This is a genomic window from Sciscionella sediminilitoris (assembly GCF_000737195.2).
GTDB lineage: Bacteria > Actinomycetota > Actinomycetes > Mycobacteriales > Pseudonocardiaceae > Sciscionella > Sciscionella sediminilitoris.
Genome location: NZ_JALM01000016.1, coordinates 206,775 through 224,816, shown reverse-complemented (window position 1 = coordinate 224,816; position 18,042 = coordinate 206,775). Strand labels below are relative to the sequence as shown.

The window sequence follows — 18,042 nt, the reverse complement described above, 5'->3', positions numbered from 1 at the left end:
CACCGGCGGCGGTGAGCGCGGTGAGCAGATTGCCGAGCGCGCGCTCGAACTGGGCGACGACATCGCCACCGGTGATCCGGTTCTCCGCGTCCAGCGCGGTCTGCCCGGCCAGGTACACGGTGCGCCCGCCGCGCACCGTGACGGCGTGGGTGAACCCGGACGGTTTGCCGAGCTCCGCGGGGTTGACGTACTCGATGCTCCTGCTCGACTCCCGGCTCGCTCCGGTCCTCACTCGATCGTCGTCTTCGCGACTCATGACTGAACGGCTCCTCCGTCGACGTTGATGCCCTGCCCCGTGGTGGCCGCGCTGGCCACGCAGTATTCCACCGCCTCGGCGACCTCCCCGGCGCTGATCAGCCGCCGGATCGGTTGCCGTGCCTCGAGTGCGGCCCGCGCGCTCGCCGCGTCCCGGCCGGTGGTCGCGCTGATGTTCGCGATGCTCTCCTCGGTCATCGGGGTGTCCACGAATCCGGGACAGACAGCGTTCACCGTCACACCGCTCCTGGCGAGTTCGGCCGCGGTCGCGCGCACCAGGCCCAGTACCCCGTGTTTGCTCGCGGTGTAGGCGCTGACGTAGGGATCGCCGTGCTTGGCCGCCATCGAGGCGATGACCACGATCCGCCCCCAGCCGCGTTCGGCCATTCCCGGAGCGAGGGCGCGCAGGAAGCGGAAGGGCGCGTCCAGGTTGACCTCCATGGCGGCGCGCCACTGCGCATCGGTGGTCTTGGCCAGCGGCGCGGAACTGGCCGTACCCGCCGCGAGCACGGCAACCTCGATCGGTCCCCATTCGGCCGCCACCTGGTCGCGGATGGCCTGCGGCGCTTCCGGATCGGTCACATCGGCGGGCACGCACAGGCTGGGTCCGGGTAGTTCCGCCGCGACCTCGGCGAGCTGGTCCCGGGTGCGTGCGGTGAGCACCACCTGGTGGCCGGAGTTCGAGAGCCGGTGCGCCACGGCCCGCCCGATACCGCGTCCGGCCCCGGTCACCACGCATATCCTCGATGTCGTCACCGGGTTGATATTACGTTATCTTGACGGTCGTATCAAATACGGCATAGCCTGTGGGTCATGGATGGATTGCGGATCGCCGTCGTCGGCGGTGGCCCAGGGGGCCTGTACTTCGCGACGCTGGTGCGGCAGCTGAACCCGGCGCACGAGGTGACGGTGTGGGAGCGCAATGCGGTGGACGACACCTTCGGCTTCGGCGTGGTGTTCTCCGACGAGACCCTCGGCGGGATCGCGCACGCCGACCCCGAGGTGGCCGCCGCGATGCAGCAGGAGTTCGCCCGCTGGGACGACATCGACGTGCACTTCGCCGGGACTACCTTCACCTCGGGCGGGCACGGCTTCGCCGCGGTGAGCCGCAAGAGCCTGCTGGGCATCCTACGGCGGCGCTGCGCCGAGACCGGGGTGCGCGCGCATTTCCGTACCGAAGCGCCGGAGCTGTCGCAGTTGTCCCGGGACTACGATCTCGTGGTCGCCTGCGACGGGGCGAACTCGGCGGTGCGCACTGCCGGCGCCGAGGAGTTCGGGGCCACGGTGGAACCCCGGAACTGCCGCTATATCTGGCTTTCCACCGATCGCGTGTTCGATGCGTTCAAGTTCTACATCGCCCAGACCCCGTACGGGGTGATGCAGATCCACGGCTATCCCTACAGCAGGGACGCGAGCACCTTCATCGTGGAGATGCACGAGGATGTGTGGCGGCGTGCGGGATTCGCCGAGTGCGCACCCGAACAGCTGCCGCCTGGGCACAGCGATGAACGTTCGATCGCCCGGATCCGGGAACTGTTCGCGGATGTGCTCGGCGGGCACCAGGTAGTGGCCAACAACTCGAAGTGGCTCACCTTCGCCACCGTGCGCTGTACCAGCTGGCGCAAGGACAACATCGTGCTGCTCGGGGATGCCGCGCACACCGCGCATTTCTCCATCGGCTCGGGCACCAAGCTGGCCATGGAGGATGCCCTGGAGCTGGCGGCCTGCCTGCACGAACACGGTGAGCTCGGCACCGCGCTCGCCGAGTACGAGACCGAGCGGCGCCAGGTGGTGGAATCCACTCAGCGCGCGGCCCAGGCCAGCCTCGAGTGGTTCGAGAACATCGAGGGCTACGTGCACCAGGAGCCGGAGCAGTTCGCGTTCAACCTGCTCACCAGGAGCAGGCGGGTCACCTACGACAATCTGCGGCTGCGCGATCCCGAGTTCGTGGCGGGCATCGACGAGTGGTTCACCGGCGAGGTTCCCGGTGGGGACGGATCGGTGCGCCCGCCCATGTTCCACCCGGCCCGGCTCGGGGAGCTCGAACTGCGCAACCGGGTCGTGGTCTCGGCCATGGACATGTACTCGGCAACCGACGGGATACCCGGTGAGTTCCATCTGGTGCACCTCGGCGGCAAGGCCCTCGGCGGGGCGGGCCTGGTGATGACCGAGATGGTGTGCGTCTCCGACACCGGGCGGATCACGCCGGGCTGTGCCTGTCTGCGCACCCCGGAACAGGAGGCGGGCTGGACGCGGGTGGTGGACTTCGTGCACGGGAACACCGCGGCCAAGATCGGTATCCAGCTCGGGCACTCCGGGCGCAAGGGCTCCACGAAGCTCATGTGGGAGGGCATCGACGAACCGCTGCCGGACGGGAACTGGGAGGTGGTCGGTCCTTCGGCGATCCCGTACTCCGCGGACAACCAGACGCCGCGAGAGCTGACCGAGTCCGAGCTCGCCACGATCACCGAGGAGTTCGCGGAAAGCGCGCGGGCGGCCGCGCGCGCCGGGTTCGACGTGCTCGAACTGCACTGCGCGCACGGCTACCTGTTGTCCTCGTTCATCTCCCCGCTTTCCAACCGGCGCACCGACCGCTACGGGGGCAGCCTGGAGAATCGGCTGCGGTTCCCGCTCGAGGTACTCGACGCGATCCGCGCGGTCTGGCCGGCCGAGCGGCCGATCACCGTGCGCATCTCGGCGACCGACTGGCACGAGGGCGGGATCGAGGCCGAGGACGCGGTGGAGATCGCCCGCGCTTTCGCCGAGCACGGAGTCGCCGGTATCGACGTGTCCACCGGGCAGGTGCTCAAGGCGGAGAAACCGGCCTATGGGCGCAGTTACCAGACCCCGTACGCCGACCGGATCCGCAACGAGATCGGCCGCAAGTACGGGGTCGCGGTGATCGCGGTCGGGGCGATCTCCTCCTACGACGACATGAACTCGATCCTGCTCGCCGGGCGGGCCGATCTGTGCGCGGTCGGCAGGACGCACCTCTACGATCCACAGTGGACACTGCACGCGGCTGCCGAGCAGGACTACAGCGGGCCAGGAGCGGAGTGGCCGAAGCAGTTCGCCGCGGGCAGCAGGAAACCGCGCGCCGGGCGGATGGACGAACCGCGGCCGCGGCTGCAGTTGATCCGGGAAGGCAGCCAGGGCACCGCGCACGGCAGGTGGCGCCCGGGACAGGAGGATTCGCGATGACCGCGTTCGCGCTGAGCACCGAGCAGGCCGAGTTCGCCGAACGGGTGCGTTCGCTGGCCGCGGACCGATTGCGGCCGCTGGCCGAGCGGGGCGCGCCCGGCAGGGTGAACCGGGAACTGCTCGCCGAACTGGGCGAGCTCGGCCTGCTGCGGCGGTTGTTCTCCGGAACGGACCAGCCGACCGACGCCGCCGCGATGGATCTGTGTCTGCTGCGCGAATCGCTGGCCCGGGAGAGCACCGAGGCGGAGACCGCGCTCGCGCTGCAGGGGCTGGGCAGCTATCCGGTGCTGCAGTCGGGCGGCGCGGAACTGGTGCAGCGCTGGATTCCCGCTGTGGCAGCGGGTTCCGCGGTCGCCGGGTTCGCCCTCTCCGAACCGGGAGCCGGTTCGGATGCGGCGGCACTCGAACTGGCCGCGAAACCGGATGGGGACGGCTGGCGGCTGTACGGGGAGAAGACCTGGATCTCGAACGCGCCCGAGGCCGATTTCTACACGGTGTTCGCCCGTACCACCGAGGGCGCGGGTGCCAGGGGAGTGAGTGCCTTCGCGGTGCCCGCCGACCGGGCAGGGCTGAGCGGGGAACACCTGGACATGCTCAGCCCGCACCCGATCGGCACGCTGCGCTTCGACGGGGTCCCGGTCACCCGCGCCGATCTGCTCGGCGAGCTCGACCGCGGATTCCGGGTCGCGATGCGCACCCTGGACCTGTTCCGGCCGAGCGTCGGCGCGTTCGCGGTCGGGATGGCGCAGGCCGCGCTGGACGCGACGGTCGCGCACACCAGGGAACGAGAGGCGTTCGGCGCTCCGCTGGCCGAGCTGCAGACCGTGGCGCACACCCTGGCCGAGATGGCCACCCGCACCGAAGCCGCCCGGCTGCTGGTGTACGCGGCGGCGGGAGCGTACGACTCCGGCAACCGGCAGATCGCCAAGAGTTCCGCGATGGCGAAGCTGCACGCGACCGAGACCGCCCAGTTCGTCGTGGACAGTGCGGTGCAGCTGCACGGGGCGCGGGCGCTGCGCCGGGGACACCTGCTGGAGCACCTCTACCGCGAGGTGCGCGCACCGCGGATCTACGAGGGGGCCAGTGAGGTGCAGCGCTCCATCATCGCCCGCCAGCTCGGCTGAGCCGCGCGGAACTCGTCAACTCATAGAGCTCGTCGAGTTTGCCCTGCATGCCGAGGAGCTCGTCGATCCTGGTGGCTATTCGGAGTTGCCGGTCCCGGATCCGGTCGAGTGCCTTGTCCAGGGATTCCAGCGGCGCGGATTCGGCCCCGCATACGGTCCGCACGATCTCGGCTGCATCGGTGAGCGAAAGGCCCGCGTCGAGCAGACAGCGGGTATCCAGCACCAGCTCGACGTCCTCCTCGGTGAACGTCCGGTAGCGGTTGGATTCCCGTGCGGGGGAAAGGATTCCGGCCCGTTCGTAATGGCGGACCATCCGCGGGGTGGTGCCCGTGCGGGCGCACAGCTCCCCGATCCGCATCCCCTCGGACCTGCCTGGCTTAACTGGCTTGACTGTGACACTGATGTCAGAGTTCATGCTTGTCAGTATGACAAGCAGCGAGCCGAACGGCCTTCGAGCGGTGATCGTCACCGCACACCCGGATCCACACTCCGCCACGATGGGCACGGCATCCGCCGTGCGCGAGGGGCTGCGCGGGAACGGCTGCACCGAGGTCGTGCACCGGGACCTGGTGGCGACCGGATTCGACCCGGTGTTCGGCGCGGGGGACCTGCACGCGTATCGAGGTGATACCGCGCTGCCCGCGGATGTCCGCGCCGAACAGCGCTTCCTTGAGGGGTTCGACCTGATCGTCCTGGTGTTCCCGGTGCACTGGTGGTCGCTGCCCGCGGCACTGAAGGGGTGGATTGACCGGGTGTTCACCCGGGGCTGGGCCTACGACGACACCGGAGCCGGGATCGAACTCACCGCGGCGCGCAACCTCTACTTCGTCGGGATCGGTGGTGCGGGGCCGGATCTGTACGAGCGGCGAGGGTACGCGAACGCGATGCGCACCACACTCGTCGACGGTATCGGCGGCTACCTGGAGACTTCTGGCTCGAACCTGATCCTGCTCCACGACGGGGAGGCCGAATCACCCGAACAGCATCGCCGCCGGGACGAGGCGGCCCGCGAGGCGGGAGCCTCGATCGGGCAATCCGTCGCCTGCCTCGCCTGATTCACCAGGGCAGCGGGCCGCCGAGGTGGCGGTAGGTTCCGGTCGGGCCATCGGGTCCGATGGTCGCCATCCGCACGATCACCTCGGCGCCCTCCTCGACGGTCTGGGTCCCGGTGTGCCCGTTCAGATCCGTTGCGGTGAAACCGGGTTCCACGGCGTTGATCCGGATCTCCGGGAACGCCTTCGCGTACTGCACGGTGAGCATGTTGACCGCGGTCTTGGAGGAGGGATAGGCCAGGCCCGGGTACCAGGATCCCGGGAAATCCTTGTCGGTGGCCAGGGCCAGCGAGGCGAGCCCGCTGCTGATGTTCACGATGACCGGAGATGCCGAGCGGCGCAGCAGCGGAAGGAAGGCGTGGGTGACCCGGACCGGTCCGAAGACGTTGGTCTCATAGGCCGCGCGCACGTGGTCGGCGGTGGTCTCGGCGGGCGCGGGCACACTCCCGTCGGGCTTGCGTGCCTCGACCCCGGCGTTGTTGATCAGCACGTCGAGCCCGCCTTCGGCCTCGACGGTCTTCGCCGCGGCCAGGACGGAATCGTCCTCGGTCACATCGAGCTGCACCGGGCGGGCCCCGAGCGTTTCGGCGGCCCGGCGGCCCCGTTCGGGATCCCTGCTGCCCAGATAGACGGTGTGTCCCTCGGCGAGCAGGCGACGGGCGGTTTCGTAGCCGAGGCCCTTGTTTGCCCCGGTGATCAGTGTTGTCGTCATGCCCCGAGAATGCGCCCGGCCCGGCGCGCCGGCCAGTGGCCGGACATCCTGGGACCACGCGTACCAGGACGTGCGGCGCGTGCGGGCGCACACTGGGGACATGACGGGTTCGGATTTCGGCCGGGCGGTCCGCGGCTGGCGCGAGCGGGTCTCCCCGGAGACGGTGGGGCTGCCACTCGGCGGAAAGCGGCGCGCGGCGGGGCTGCGCCGGGAGGAGCTGGCCATGCTCGCCGGCATCTCGGTCGACTACGTGATCCGCCTGGAGCAGGGCCGTTCCCGGCATCCCTCGGTGCCGATCGTGGAGGCGCTGGCCAGGGCGTTGCGGGTGCACCCGAACGAACGCGAGCACCTGTTCCGGCTCGCCGGTCTGGTCCCGCCGGGCCAGGGTACGGTGCCCGCCTATCTGACCCCGAGCGTGCAGCGGATGCTCGACCGGCTCACCGGAACGCCGGTCGCGGTCTACGACGCCGCGCTGAACCTGCTCGTGGCGAACCCGATGTACACGGCGCTGTTCGGCGAGCTGCGCGGCCGGGACCGCAATGCGGTGTGGCGCAATCTGCTCGGCAGCGGCACACGGGTCCGGCACACTCCGGAGGCGCGGCACGCCTTCGAGGCGGGCCTGGTGGGGGACCTGCGCCGGACCGCGAGCCGCTATCCGGACGACCAGCGGCTGCAGCGGCTCATCGCGGACCTGCACGCGCACAGCCCACGGTTCACCGAACTGTGGGATGCCGGGACCGTCGCCAGGCAGGAGGTCTCGCGCAAGATCGTGGACCATCCCGAGGTCGGCCCGGTGACCCTGGACTGCGATCTGCTCAGCGTCGCCGGAAGCGATCTGCGGGTGATGGTCTACACCGCGGAGCCAGACACCGAGGACGCGCAGCGGCTCGCGCTGCTTTCCGTGCTCGGTACCCAGCCCATGGGCGCCGCGGAGGTCAGCGACCCTGCCAGCGAGGCTCGCGCTTCGCGTTGAAGGCGGCGTGGAATTCCGCGTAGTCCTGTGTTTTCATCAGCAGCGCCTGGGTCATCGCCTCCAGCTCGACCGCGGAACCGAGGTCCATGTCGAGTTCCCTGGTCAGCAGCGCCTTCGTCTGCGCATAGCCCTGGAACGGCCCGGTGGCCAGCCGGGTGGCGAGTTCGCCGACCCGGTCGTCCAGTTCCTCGGCCGCCACGAGTTCGGTGAGTAGCCCGTAGCGTTCGGCGGCCTCGGCACGCACCGTGTCACCGAGCATCAGCAGCTGGGTCGCCCTGCCGAGGCCCACGATGCGTGGCAGCAGATAGGCCGAGCCCATGTCCGCCCCGGAGAGACCGACCTTGGTGAACAGGAAGGCGAACTTCGCCTTCGGGGTGCCGATGCGGAAATCGGCGGCCAGTGCGAGCACTGACCCGGCGCCCGCCGCCATCCCTTGCAGCGCCACGATTATCGGGATCGGGCACTCCCGCATCGCCTTGACCACCTGGCCGGTCATCCTGGTGAACTCGAGCAGCCGGTCCGGCTCCATCGCCAGGGTCTCGCCGATGATCTCGTTGACATCCCCGCCGGAGCAGAAGGCGGTGCCGCTGCCGCGCAGCACGAGCACCCGGGCGTCGCCACGCTGGGGCAGTTCGTGGAACAGGTCGCGCAGATCCGCGTATGCCTCGAAGGTCAGCGCGTTAAGCTTGTCCGGCCGGTCCAGCGTGACCGTCGCGATCCCGTCCGCGCACGTGAATCCGAAGTGTTCCCAGCGTTCGGTTCCGGCCACCGATCCTCGAAATGGACTCATTCCGCCACCTTTCGTGTTCGCCCGGTCTCCGCCAGCCTAGCTCTTATGCCGAACTCTTGACTGTCGTCACAAAAGAGTAATACTAAGGGCGTACCCGTTCCAAGGAAGGGAGGGTGTGGTGCGACCGCTTCATCCCTCGGCGCACGTCGACACGTTCTGCCGGGACAACCTCCCGCCCCGGGAGCAGTGGCCGGAATTCCGCTTCGAACTGCCCGAGCTGGCCTACCCGGAGCGGCTGAACTGCGCGGTGGCGCTGCTCGATGACGTGATCGCCGAGTTCGGCCCGGATCGCCCCTGCCTGTACAGCCCCGGCCAGACATGGAGCTACGGCGAACTCCGCGATCAGGCCAACCGGGTCGCGCGGCTGCTCACCGAGAAACACGGGCTGGTTCCGGGAAACCGGGTACTGCTGCGCGGGCCGAACAACCCCTGGCTGGTCGCCGCGTGGTTCGGGGTGCTTCGGGCCGGTGGTGTCGTGGTGACCACGATGCCCTTGCTGCGTACCGAGGAACTGGAGACGCTCGCCGAGATCACCGGCCCCGTCCTCGCCGTGTGCGATCACCGCTACCGTGCGGAACTCGATCCGGTAGGCATTCCGGTGCTGACCTACGGTTCCGGGGAATCCGATGACCTGGTGGCCGAATGTGCCGCCGTGGCGCCGGAATTCGATCCGGTCGAGACCTCGTCCGAGGATGTCGCCCTGCTCGCGCCGACCTCGGGCACGACCGGGCGGCCCAAGGCGACCATGCACTTCCACCGGGATGTGCTGGCCAATGCCGATACCTTCGGCAGGCACATCGTCGGCGCGGACCCGGCGGATGTGTACACCGGGACCCCGCCGCTGGGCTTCACGTTCGGGCTCGGCGGGCTGGTGGTGTTCCCGTTGCGGTTCGGCGCGGCCACGCTGCTGCTGGAGAAGGCGAGCCCGGCCGAGCTCGCGGACGCCATCGCCGAGCATGGGGTCAGCGTGCTGTTCACCGCTCCGACCGCGTACAAGGCGATGCTCGCCGAGGGCAAGGCCGAGCAGCTGGGATCGCTGCGCCGCTGCGTCTCCGCGGGCGAGCAGCTTTCCGAGGCACTGTGGCGGCAGTTCCACGAACGGACCGGGATCCGCATCGTGGACGGGATCGGAGCCACCGAGATGCTGCACGTGTTCATCTCCGCGGCCGGGGACGACATCCGCCCGGGATCCACCGGCCGTCCGGTCCCCGGATTCGTGGCGACCGTGCTCGACATGGACGGTGCCGAGGTGCCGGACGGCACCCCGGGACTGCTGGCGGTCAAGGGACCGACCGGGTGCCGTTACCTCGCCGATGAGCGGCAGCGGACGTATGTGCGCGACGGCTGGAACCTCACCGGGGACACCTACATCCGCGATGCCGAGGGATACTTCTGGTATCAGGCGCGCAGCGACGACATGATCATCTCCTCCGGATACAACATCGCCGGGCCCGAGGTGGAGCAGGCGCTGCTGCGGCATCCGGATGTGGTGGACGCGGCGGTGATCGGAGAGCCGGACGAGCGCCGCGGGCACATCGTCAAGGCCTTCGTGGTGCTCGCCGAAGGGGTTCCCGGGAACGAGGCGAAGATCGGTGAGCTGCAGGCGCACTGCAAGCGGGTGATCGCGCCGTACAAGTACCCGCGGGCGATCGAGTTCCGCGCCGAACTGCCGCGTACCAGCAACGGGAAGCTGCAACGCTACCGGCTGCGCTCCGAGAAGCGAGCAGCCCCGGCCCCCCGAACCACTCCGGCGAACCGATAAATCTCTGCACCACCTCGCACGGCTGTCTCCTTGTGCTTTCCGGATTCGTGCGCGACGACGAGCGGGCGAATCCGGTCCGCCTGGCACCGGTGCGGGTGCTCAGTCCGCCGTCCATCCGGTGTGGCGCAGCCAGTCCTCGAACGTCATCAGCTCCGGGTGCAGGCGGCGCAGGAAGGCGACGTCCCGGTCCCGGGCGTAGAGGTCGCGCTCGGCGAAGAACCGGAACATGGCGGCGTAATCGTGGCCGAACCGGGGTTGAGCGGCGTGCAGCTCTGCCTCGGGCATCGGAACGTAGCCACTGGGAATGCCGGTGACGCGGGTGAACGTCTCGGCGAGCTGCGCACCGGTGAGACTGTCGCCGATCACCGAGAGATCGCGTGCGCCCCAGGACTGCCAGTTGCCGAGCAGGTGCCCGGCGAACCAGGCGATGTCGTCCAGCGCGATGAGTGGATAGCGGGCGGTGCCGAGCGGGAGCCGGAACTGTCTGCCACCGCGGCCGTCCGGTCGGGGAGCGAGGCGCGAGCACAGGTTCTCGAAGTACGGCGCGGTGGTCAGCACCGAGACGTGGTTCGTATACCAGCCGTCGTGTTCCTCGCGGAGCATTTCCTCGGACCGCATCAGGTGGATGTGGGCGGTCACGGCTGCCTTGCTGTCGAAGTGCGGGACGGGATGCCCGGTCAGGGACACCGCGCTGTCCAGCGATGACCAGATGACCCGGGCCACGCCCGCCGCCTTCGCCGCAGCCAGCAGTTCGACACCTTGCCGGTATTCGCCGACGGCGCTGCCGGTCGCGAAGAAGTCGGTGTTGACGAAGGCGTGGTCGGCGTTCCGGAACAGGGCGTGGATCGCCGCCGGGTCGGAGCGGACGAGTTCCACGCGCTCGGGCGCGATCGCGCCGAGTGCGGTCGCGTGCGCGGATTCCGGAGCACGGGTGGGGACGGTGACAGCGGCGTCGGTCGTGGCGAGCAGATGCCGTACCACGTGACGGCCCATCGCCCCGGTCCCGCCGATGACGAGAACGCGGTTCATGATCATGCTCCTTGCTGCGTGGGGAATGGCCTGCACCGCGGACGCTAGTGGGGCGCCGGGTACCTCCCGGTTCCTGGCGGAGGGCTACCGTCGAGATATGCCCGCGTATCCCGGGAGCGACCTGCTCGCCGACTGCCCAGCCCGGCTGGCGGTCGAGATCATCGCCGACAAATGGGCCGTTGTCGTGCTCTACGCGTTGCGCGGGGAACCCCGCAGGCACGGCGAGCTGGTCGAGGCGATCGGCGGGATCTCCCGGAAGGTACTGACCCAGACGTTGCGGCGGTTGCAGGGACACGGACTTGTCGAACGGCGTGCCACGGATGGGAAGGTCGAATACCTGCTGACCGAGCTCGGCAGGACGCTGTTGCCGCCGATCGCCGTGCTGACCGAGTGGTCGCACGTGCACGGCGGTGCCGTGACCGAGTTCAGAGCTCTCTCGTGGTGACCAGGGTGGTCCCGTGCAGCGGGTGCGCTTCGTGCCGCGCGGTCTCGGTGAATCCGAGCTTGGCCAGCACCCGGCGGGAGGCGGTGTTCCAGTCCCAGACCGTCGCCCACAGCCGTTCGTGTCCCGCTGCCCGTGCCCAGTCCAGCACCGCGAAGGCTGCCTCGGTCGCGTATCCCCGCCCCCAGGTCCGGCGCAGCAGCTCGAACGCGAGTTCCGGTTCCCCGGCGGGGCCCCGGTCGTTGTCGACCAGCCCGCAGTAGCCGATGACATCCCGCTCGGTTCTCCGCTCGATCGCGGGCAAGCCGGTCGCCCACAGCCGTTCGGTGCGGATCGACTCCTCGAGCTCCGCGAGGGTGGGGCGCCCGGCCGCGTCGATCCGGCGATGCGGCGGCACGCGTGGATCGCGTTCGGTCCACAGTTCCCGCTGCACCACCGCCTCGGCCTCCCGCCACGGCCGCAGCAGCAGGCGATCCGTCTCGAGGATCACCTAAGCTGCCTGGTGCGCGATCTGGATCAGGTTGCCGCAGGTGTCGTCGAACACGGCGGTGGTCACGGTGCCCATATCGACCGGTTCCTGGGTGAACCGCACGCCGAGCTCGCGCAGCCGCGCGTGTTCGGCGTGCACATCCTCGACGGCGAACGAGGTGTACGGGATCCCGTCGGCGACGAGCGCGTCCTTGAACGGTTTCACAGCCGGATGCCCGCTCGGTTCGAGCACCAGCTCGGTGCCCTCGGGCTCCTGCGGGGAGACCACGGTCAGCCACCGGGGCCCGCCCATCGGGATGTCGTGCTTCTTCACGAAGCCCAGTACCTCGGTGTAGAACCGCAGGGCCTTGTCCTGGTCGTCGACGAGCACGCTCGTCAGGTTGATTCGCATGTCGGTCCCCTCTTCGGTGTGTTCTGCTCCGGCCACCGCTCGAAGATCTGCCGCAGCGGTGCGGTGTCGATGTAATGGAACTTGTACCGGCCCTCGCGCCGGGCCTCGACAAGACCGGCGGACTCGAGCACATCCAGATGCTGCGAGATCGCCTGCCGGGAGGACCCGAGCCCATGCTTGGTGGTCAGCCGGGCGCAGAGTTCGAACAGTGTCTGACCGTCCCGGCCGATGAGCTCGTCGAGAATGGTACGCCGCGTAGGGTCGGCCAACGCCCGGAACACGTCTCCCACGAACAGAACGTTACGCAAGTACACACTTGCTGGTCAACGCGGGTCGGTGGAACCGGTGGACGGCGTGAGTGCCAGGTCGCGCAGATACCAGGTGCCTGGTTTGCCGCCGAGGTCGGCCGGATCTGCCGGGCCGGCGGGCACGAACCCGGCCTTGGTCAGGACCTTCTGGGACGCGGCATTGGCGTGTGAGGTGACCGCGCGCAGTCTGTGCAGCCCGTGCCGTGTCGCCGCCAGCCGGCACAACTCCCGGACCGTCGCGGTCGCAACGCCGCGGCCGGCGACGTGCTGCGCGACCCGGTAGCCGAGGTTGGCAGTGCCGTCCTTGACGTCGTACAGGTTGAATCGGCCCAGAACGGATCCATCCTCGGTGACCAGTACGTAGAAGGCGCAGCTACCGGTCTCTTGCTCAGCGAGCATGGCGCTGTGCCGCTCGGTGAACCGGTCGTAGAACGCGTCGCCCCGGTCGGAGATCGAGGTCGCGAAGTAGGCACGGTTCGCCAGTTCGAAGGCCAGGACCGCCGGGGCATGGCCTGCATCCAGCTGCTTCAGCTCAGACACGGCGCCACTCTACCCAGATGCCGCGCCAAGGCCACCCGAGCGGAGCCGGGACAGGATCGCGTCCAGCACGGCGATCTGCCGCGCCGGGGTGGTCGCCTCCGGATTCATCAGCACGTTCGCCTGGAACCCCATCGTGGTGGCGAGCAGCTCGTCGACAACGGGCTGCAGCTCCGCATCCGCGCGGATCTCGCCGTTGTCCCGCGCGGTGACGAGGTAGCTGTGCAGTTGGGCCCGCCAGGCGCGCATATCGGCGTCCTGCAGGGCGGACATCTCCGTATCGTGCACCGCGCGGCCCCAGAAGCTCACCGCGATGCGCGCTTCGGCGATCCGCTGCTCGTCCAGTGGCATGATCTCCAGGCACAGCCTGCGTACCGCGGTGAGTCCTTCGGCCTCGCCGATCGCGGCATAGGCCCTGCGGTTGGTCTCGCTGAAGATGTGCTCGAACGCCGCGACGAGCAGTTCCTCCTTGTTCCGGAAGTAGTGCGCGATGCCGCCGTTGGCCTGACCCGCCTCGGTGGCGATCTCCCGCATGGTCGCGGTGTGCAGGCCGCCCCGTTTGGTGATCCGCAGTACCGCGCGCACGATCTCCCGGCGCTTGGCCTCGTGGTCGACGAGCTTGGGCATGGATGCAGCTTAAGCGCCGGGAGTGCGGCCGGTTCCGGGGATCGGTGACCTCTCTTGATTTTTGACCGGACGACCGTAGAATAAACGGCCATCGCTACGTGGCAATGAGGACACACCAGCATCGGAGGAGCGAGCACGATGGCCCACCCACTCGACCGGTTGAGCGCGGAGGAGATCCGGGACACCCGGACCGTCCTGGACAAGGCAGGGCTCGTCACGGAAAGCACCCGGTTCCCGTTCCTCGGCCTGCTCGAACCGCCGAAGTCCGCGGTGCTCGATGCGCGCGAAACCGAGCGCAGGACCGAGGTGCTGTTGCTGGACACGGCCACCGGAACGGCACGGCACGCGATCGTCTCGCTCGGTGCGGGCGCGGTGGAGTCGGTGCGCGAGATCGACGTGGCCACCGAGGGGCAGCCGCCCATTCTGGACGGGGAATTCGAGCGGGTCGGGGAGATCGTGGCCGCCGACGAACGCTGGAGCGCCGCACTCGCCCGGCGCGGGATCGAGCAGACGGACCTGGTGTGCGCCTGTCCGTTGTCCGCGGGCAGCTTCGGCATCGAGGGGGAGCGCGGCAAGCGGATGCTGCGGGTGCTCGGTTTCCTGCGGCACCGCGAATCCGATCATCCCTGGGCGCACCCGATCGACGGGCTTGTCGCCTATGTGGACCTGATCGCCGGGCGTGTACTGCAGGTGATCGACGAGGCCGTGCACCCGATTCCGCGCGAGGAAGGGAATTTCGACGATCCGGAACAGGCCGGGGCTCCGCGCACCGATCTGCGCCCGATCCACATCGAACAGCCCGAGGGGCCGAGCTTCACCGTGGACGGGGACGCGGTGCACTGGCACGAATGGGATCTGCGCATCGGGTTCGATCCGCGCGAGGGTCTGGTGCTGCACCAGCTCGGTTTCGGTGGCCGCCCGATCGTCTACCGTGCCTCCGTCGCGGAGATGGTGGTGCCCTACGGTGATCCGAGCCCGGTCCGGTTCTGGCAGAACTACTTCGACGCGGGGGAGTACCTGCTCGGCAAGCAGACCAATGCACTGCGGCTCGGATGTGACTGTCTCGGCGAGATCCACTACTTCGACGCGGTACTCGCCGACGACCACGGGGAGCCTCGCACGATCGAGAACGCGATCTGCATGCACGAGGAGGACGCCGGGGTGCTGAGCAAGCACACCGATGTGTTCACCGGATCCGCGCGCACCCAACGGCAGCGGCGCTTGGTCATCTCCTTCTTCGTCACCGTCGGCAATTACGACTACGGCTTCTACTGGTACCTCTACCTGGACGGCACGATCGAACTGGAGTGCAAGGCGACCGGAGTGGTGTTCACCTCGGCGTACCAGGGCGAAGGGTATCGCTGGGCGAACGAGGTGGCCCCCGGCCTCGGTGCGCCGTACCACCAGCACCTGTTCTGCGCGCGGCTGGACATGATGGTCGACGGTGAGTCCAATGCCGTCGATGAGGTGCAGGCGGCCAGGGTCCCGCGCGGTGCGGACAATCCGTACGGCAACGCGTTCACCAGCACGAGCCGCCGCCTGGATTCGGAGCTCGCGGCGTGCCGGGATGCCGATCCGGGAGCGGGCCGGGTCTGGCACGTGGTGAACCCCGAACGTACCAACCGGCTCGGGCAACCGGTCGGCTACGCGCTCTACCCGCAAGGGCAGCCGACGATGCTCGCGGATCCGGATTCCTCCATCGCGGGCCGGGCCGCGTTCGCCCGCCACCATCTGTGGGTCAGCCGGTACCGGGAAGGGCAGCGGTGGCCGGCAGGGGAGTTCGTCAATCAGAGCGGCGGGGGCACCGGGCTACCGGAATACGTGGCGGGCGACGAATCCCTGGAGGGCACCGATCTGGTCGTCTGGCACACCTTCGGGCTCACCCATTTCCCGCGCCCGGAGGACTGGCCGATCATGCCGGTCGACCGCTGCGGATTCACCCTGAAACCGTACGGATTCTTCGACCGCAACCCGAGCCTGGATGTGCCCGCGGGAACGCCGCACTGCAGCGCGCAGGGGCAGTGAGCCTAGGCCGGATCGTCCGTCTCGCCGATCAGGCGGCCGATCTCGGTCATCCTGGTGAGCCGGCCGTCGGCACCGATGCGGCCGATCAGATGTGATTCACCGTGCACCGCGGATCCGTCCGTCAGCTGCATCCGCACGGCGACCCGGGCCGCGAGAGCGTCTTCGGCCCGGATCTCGTCGATCACCGTGAGCGTGCCGTCCCGTATGCCCGAACGCAGCTCCCGGACGTGCATGAGGTATCCGGCGAGGTCGGTTTCCCTGCCGTTGAGGCGCAAGGTTGCCTCCGGCGCGAGAACGGCACGGATCTCCCGTTCGAGCGCCTCGTCGTCGGTCTCGAAGGTGAGCCTGCCGAGATGAACGAGCGGGTGCACTTCAGGACTCCTCGGATTCCAGGCGATGGTCACGGGTTCCGGGTACGCAGGCCGTCGAAGGCCACGGCGGCGACGGTGTCGGCGAGGGCGGCCCCGTCCAGCTCCCCATTGCTGCGCGGGCGGTACCACTCGACCAGCGAGTTGACCATGCCGAACAGCAGGCGCGCAGCCGTCGCGGGGTCCACGTCGGCGCGTAGGTCGCCATCCCGCGCGGCCCGCTCGACCAGATCCGCGACGATCCTGTCGAACTGCTTGCGCCGGGCCAGCGCGGCCCGCTCCACCTCGGTATTGCCCCGGATGCGCAGCAGCAGGGTGACGAACGGCAGCTGTTCGGCGAGCACCCGCACACTGCCGCGCACCAGATACTCCAGGCGCTCGATCGCCTTGTCCGGCAACGATTCCAGCTCGCCGACCCGGGCGAACAGACCGTCCAGGGCGCGGTTCACGGCCAGCCGCAGCAGCTCCTGTTTGCTCGGCACGTGGTGATAGATGGCGGACTTGGTGATGCCGAGTTTGCGCGCCAGGTCCTCCATGCTGGTGCCGTCGTAGCCGCGCTCGTTGAACAGCGTGACGGCGACCGCGAGCAGGGACTCGAGGTCGTAGCCGGGCCTTCCGCGCTTCGCCGCCGTCGTCACGTGCGGTTGTCCACGACCCGGCGCAGTTTGCCGACCGAACGCTCCAGGGTGTCCGGATCGACGACCTCGACGCCGACGTTGATGCCGATCCCGTCCTTGATGCGTGCGGCGATCTCCTCGGCAGCGGTGCGGCGGCGGTCCGCGCCGGTCGCGGGGCTCGCCTCCACGTGTACCTCCATGTGGTCCATCCGCCCCTTCGAGGAGAGCTTGATCTGGAAATGCGGTGCCATGCCCTGCACGCCGAGCACGATCTCCTCGATCTGGGTCGGGAAGATGTTCACCCCGCGCAGGATGATCATATCGTCGCTGCGCCCGGTGACCTTGTCCATACGCCGGAACGCGGGCCGCGCGGTGCCCGGGCGCAGCGTGCTCAGATCCCGGGTGCGGTACCGGATGACGGGCATCGCTTCCTTGGTCAGCGAGGTGAACAGCAGCTCGCCGTACTCCCCGTCGGGCAGGACCGTGCCCTCGACGGGATCGGCGATCTCCGGGTAGAAGTGGTCCTCCCAGATGTGCAGTCCGTCCTTGGACTCCACGCATTCCTGGGCGACACCGGGCCCCATCACCTCGGAGAGTCCGTAGATGTCCACCGCATGCAGGTCCAGCCGCTGTTCGATCTCCTGGCGCATCTGCTCGGTCCACGGTTCCGCGCCGAACACGCCGTAACGCAGTGAACAGGACGCGGGATCCACACCCTGGCGCTCGAACTCGTCGAGCAGGGTGAGCATGTAGGAGGGGGTCACCATGATCCCGTCCGGGCGGAAGTCGGTGATGATCTGCACCTGCCGCGCGGTCATTCCCCCGGAGGCGGGAATCGCGGTGGCGCCGAGCTTCTCGATGCCGTAGTGCGCGCCGAGCCCACCGGTGAACAGTCCGTAGCCGTAGGAATTGTGGATCTTGTCCCCGGCCCGGCCACCCGCGGCGAAGATCGAACGGGCCAGTGCTCCCGCCCAGACCTCGAGGTCCCCGTCGGTGTAGCCGATCACGGTCGGTTTCCCGGTGGTGCCACTGGATGCGTGGATGCGGCGCAGCTGCCGCTCCGGGACGGCCAGCATGCCGAAGGGGTAGTGGTCGCGCAGATCCTTCTTGGTGGTGCAGGGGAACTTCGCCAGGTCCTCGAGTTCCTTGCAGTCCTCCGGCCGTACCCCGAACGCGTCGAAGCGTTCCCGGTAGAACGGCACGTTCCGGTAGGCGTGTTCGAGGGTCCAGCGCAACCGCTCCAGCTGACGGGACCGCAGTTCGTCCACGCTCATCCGCTCGGCATCGCTGAGCGAATCCGGTGCCGGTGCGTCGCCGAGCCTTCTCGTGGCGGTCATCTG

The 18,042-nt window shown here is 68.8% G+C and carries 21 protein-coding genes; 7 read left to right on the top strand and 14 right to left on the bottom strand.

Features of this window, described 5'->3' with window-relative positions; all coding sequences use genetic code 11:
* Together AD72_RS08570 and AD72_RS08565 are read right to left on the bottom strand one after the other, a co-directional pair.
* A partial coding sequence (locus AD72_RS08570; RefSeq protein WP_231644760.1) for a RidA family protein occupies nucleotides 1-256 on the bottom strand: 256 nt, incomplete at its 3' end.
* A complete protein-coding gene (locus AD72_RS08565; RefSeq protein WP_031465886.1) occupies nucleotides 253-1,011 on the bottom strand; it encodes an SDR family NAD(P)-dependent oxidoreductase in 759 nt (252 codons plus the stop codon). The genes AD72_RS08565 and AD72_RS08570, both read right to left, overlap by 4 nt.
* 66 nt (nucleotides 1,012-1,077) lie before the next feature.
* On the opposite strand from AD72_RS08565, the gene AD72_RS08560 reads away from it, so the two are divergent.
* Nucleotides 1,078-3,456, top strand: coding sequence for a bifunctional salicylyl-CoA 5-hydroxylase/oxidoreductase (locus AD72_RS08560; protein ID WP_031465885.1), 2,379 nt, complete (start codon nucleotides 1,078-1,080; stop codon nucleotides 3,454-3,456).
* A complete protein-coding gene (locus AD72_RS08555) occupies nucleotides 3,453-4,580 on the top strand; it encodes an acyl-CoA dehydrogenase family protein (RefSeq protein WP_031465884.1) in 1,128 nt (375 codons plus the stop codon). Before AD72_RS08560 ends, AD72_RS08555 begins: the two co-directional genes overlap by 4 nt.
* On the opposite strand, the gene AD72_RS08550 is transcribed toward AD72_RS08555, so the two are convergent.
* The gene (locus AD72_RS08550) at nucleotides 4,558-4,938 is read right to left on the bottom strand and encodes a MerR family transcriptional regulator (protein ID WP_037345152.1); all 381 of its coding nucleotides are present in this window, start codon (nucleotides 4,936-4,938) and stop codon (nucleotides 4,558-4,560) included. The genes AD72_RS08555 and AD72_RS08550 overlap by 23 nt on opposite strands.
* A 67-nt stretch (nucleotides 4,939-5,005) precedes the next feature.
* Between AD72_RS08550 and AD72_RS08545 the strand changes: the two genes are divergently transcribed.
* Entirely contained in the window at nucleotides 5,006-5,635 is a 630-nt protein-coding gene (locus AD72_RS08545) for an NAD(P)H-dependent oxidoreductase (RefSeq protein WP_031465882.1), read from the top strand.
* A gap of 1 nt (nucleotide 5,636) precedes the next feature.
* Here the strand turns inward: AD72_RS08545 and AD72_RS08540 are convergent, their stop codons facing one another.
* Complete coding sequence (locus tag AD72_RS08540) at nucleotides 5,637-6,344, bottom strand: SDR family oxidoreductase (protein ID WP_031465881.1); 708 nt, start codon at nucleotides 6,342-6,344, stop codon at nucleotides 5,637-5,639.
* Nucleotides 6,345-6,444: 100 nt separating this feature from the next.
* Here AD72_RS08540 and AD72_RS08535 point away from each other — a divergent pair, with 100 nt between their 5' ends.
* Nucleotides 6,445-7,317, top strand: coding sequence for a helix-turn-helix transcriptional regulator (locus tag AD72_RS08535; protein ID WP_031465880.1), 873 nt, complete (start codon nucleotides 6,445-6,447; stop codon nucleotides 7,315-7,317).
* Here AD72_RS08535 and AD72_RS08530 read toward each other — a convergent pair.
* A complete protein-coding gene (locus AD72_RS08530) occupies nucleotides 7,280-8,107 on the bottom strand; it encodes an enoyl-CoA hydratase family protein (RefSeq protein WP_031465879.1) in 828 nt (275 codons plus the stop codon). The two genes, AD72_RS08535 and AD72_RS08530, sit on opposite strands and share 38 nt — an antisense overlap.
* 115 nt (nucleotides 8,108-8,222) lie before the next feature.
* Between AD72_RS08530 and AD72_RS08525 the strand changes: the two genes are divergently transcribed.
* Complete coding sequence (locus AD72_RS08525) at nucleotides 8,223-9,869, top strand: AMP-binding protein (protein WP_031465878.1); 1,647 nt, start codon at nucleotides 8,223-8,225, stop codon at nucleotides 9,867-9,869.
* Nucleotides 9,870-9,968: 99 nt separating this feature from the next.
* On the opposite strand, the gene AD72_RS08520 is transcribed toward AD72_RS08525, so the two are convergent.
* Nucleotides 9,969-10,898, bottom strand: a complete 930-nt coding sequence (locus AD72_RS08520; protein WP_031465877.1) for an NmrA family NAD(P)-binding protein — start codon at nucleotides 10,896-10,898, stop codon at nucleotides 9,969-9,971.
* Nucleotides 10,899-10,995: 97 nt separating this feature from the next.
* On the opposite strand from AD72_RS08520, the gene AD72_RS08515 reads away from it, so the two are divergent.
* Nucleotides 10,996-11,343 (top strand): winged helix-turn-helix transcriptional regulator, encoded by a 348-nt coding sequence (locus AD72_RS08515; protein ID WP_031465876.1) that lies wholly within the window; start codon nucleotides 10,996-10,998, stop codon nucleotides 11,341-11,343.
* On the opposite strand, the gene AD72_RS08510 is transcribed toward AD72_RS08515, so the two are convergent.
* Genes AD72_RS08510 through AD72_RS08490 form a run of 5 tightly spaced genes read right to left on the bottom strand, consistent with a single transcriptional unit; the run spans nucleotide 11,324 to nucleotide 13,692 of the window.
* Nucleotides 11,324-11,830 carry a GNAT family N-acetyltransferase gene (locus AD72_RS08510; protein ID WP_031465875.1) on the bottom strand — a complete coding sequence of 169 codons (507 nt, stop codon included), beginning with the start codon at nucleotides 11,828-11,830 and terminating at the stop codon, nucleotides 11,324-11,326. The genes AD72_RS08515 and AD72_RS08510 overlap by 20 nt on opposite strands.
* A complete protein-coding gene (locus AD72_RS08505) occupies nucleotides 11,831-12,220 on the bottom strand; it encodes a VOC family protein (protein WP_031465874.1) in 390 nt (129 codons plus the stop codon).
* Nucleotides 12,205-12,510: an ArsR/SmtB family transcription factor gene (locus AD72_RS08500; RefSeq protein ID WP_031465873.1), complete on the bottom strand. Its 306-nt coding sequence runs from the start codon at nucleotides 12,508-12,510 to the stop codon at nucleotides 12,205-12,207. The genes AD72_RS08505 and AD72_RS08500 overlap by 16 nt, the downstream gene beginning before the upstream one ends.
* 33 nt (nucleotides 12,511-12,543) lie before the next feature.
* On the bottom strand, nucleotides 12,544-13,068 hold the full coding sequence (locus tag AD72_RS08495) for a GNAT family N-acetyltransferase (RefSeq protein ID WP_031465872.1): 525 nt from the start codon (nucleotides 13,066-13,068) through the stop codon (nucleotides 12,544-12,546).
* A 9-nt stretch (nucleotides 13,069-13,077) separates the two neighbouring features.
* On the bottom strand, nucleotides 13,078-13,692 hold the full coding sequence (locus AD72_RS08490) for a TetR/AcrR family transcriptional regulator (protein WP_031465871.1): 615 nt from the start codon (nucleotides 13,690-13,692) through the stop codon (nucleotides 13,078-13,080).
* Nucleotides 13,693-13,830: 138 nt separating this feature from the next.
* Between AD72_RS08490 and AD72_RS08485 the strand changes: the two genes are divergently transcribed.
* Entirely contained in the window at nucleotides 13,831-15,717 is a 1,887-nt protein-coding gene (locus tag AD72_RS08485) for a primary-amine oxidase (protein WP_031465870.1), read from the top strand.
* A gap of 2 nt (nucleotides 15,718-15,719) precedes the next feature.
* Here AD72_RS08485 and AD72_RS08480 read toward each other — a convergent pair whose 3' ends face one another.
* The 3 genes from AD72_RS08480 to paaK are packed head-to-tail and all read right to left on the bottom strand — an operon-like array spanning nucleotide 15,720 to nucleotide 18,039.
* Nucleotides 15,720-16,088, bottom strand: coding sequence for a hypothetical protein (locus AD72_RS08480; RefSeq protein ID WP_031465869.1), 369 nt, complete (start codon nucleotides 16,086-16,088; stop codon nucleotides 15,720-15,722).
* Nucleotides 16,089-16,117: 29 nt separating this feature from the next.
* A complete protein-coding gene (locus AD72_RS08475; RefSeq protein WP_031465868.1) occupies nucleotides 16,118-16,723 on the bottom strand; it encodes a TetR/AcrR family transcriptional regulator in 606 nt (201 codons plus the stop codon).
* Nucleotides 16,720-18,039 (bottom strand): phenylacetate--CoA ligase PaaK, encoded by a 1,320-nt coding sequence (paaK, locus tag AD72_RS08470; RefSeq protein WP_031465867.1) that lies wholly within the window; start codon nucleotides 18,037-18,039, stop codon nucleotides 16,720-16,722. Before paaK ends, AD72_RS08475 begins: the two co-directional genes overlap by 4 nt.
* Between the last annotated feature and the right edge of the window lie 3 nt (nucleotides 18,040-18,042).